This window comes from Vibrio sp. D173a, from assembly GCF_030248475.1.
This window is the reverse complement of the sequence record NZ_JAHGAH010001479.1, coordinates 1-736: the sequence shown is the minus strand read 5'-3', so window position 1 is coordinate 736 and position 736 is coordinate 1. Positions and strand designations below refer to the sequence as shown.

2 protein-coding genes are annotated in these 736 nt (G+C 44.8%); both read left to right on the top strand.

The genetic code is table 11. The features are described from left to right. Nucleotides 1-243: TRAP transporter large permease subunit (locus tag KIV40_RS34195; RefSeq protein ID WP_285353888.1), on the top strand; the 243-nt coding region annotated here is incomplete at its 5' end. Further along, on the top strand, nucleotides 200-736 hold a 537-nt coding region (locus KIV40_RS34190; protein WP_285353887.1), incomplete at its 3' end, for a TRAP transporter large permease subunit. The genes KIV40_RS34195 and KIV40_RS34190, both read left to right, overlap by 44 nt.

Sequence of the window (736 nt, the reverse complement as noted above, 5' to 3'; positions counted from 1 at the left end):
AATATCACCGAACAGATTATTGGGCTAAGTAACGCGATGCTGGGGCATATTCGTGGTGGACTTGGGTTAGCGAATGTTAGTGGTTCAATGTTGTTTGGTGGCGTTTCAGGTACTGCGGTTGCAGATACAGCATCGATTGGTTCGGTCATGATCCCTGGTATGGCAAAAAGTTGGTTACGACAAACCATTTGCAGCCGCGGTGACTGCTGCCTCTTCAACCATCGGGGCAATTATTCCTCCTAGCGTACCCATGATCATTGTCGGCACATTGACCAGTATCTCGGTTGGAAAACTGTTTCTAGCTGGTGCTGTACCGGGCTTGTTACTGGGTGTAGGGATGATGGCAACGACTTATTTCCTATCGGTAAAACGAGGCTACCCGAAAGAAAAGCGCGCGACGTTATCTGAAATTATCCTTCACTTACGTACAAGTTGTTGGGCGATTTCCCTGACATTTTTGATACTGATTGGCATTGTAGGTGGTTTCTTTACGCCGACCGAAGCCTCTGTAGTCGCGGCGCTTTATGCAATGATTATCGGTATGTTCGTTTATAAGGGACTTTCGTTTAGAGATCTTCCGAAAATACTACTTTCGACTGCAGTAACCACTGCATCGTTAATGTTACTTGTTGGTTTAGCAAATGTTTTTGGGTGGATACTAACATCAGAAAAAATCCCACAGATGATAGCGTCTGCGATACTAACGATCAGTGAAAATCCAATCATTGTATTGCTA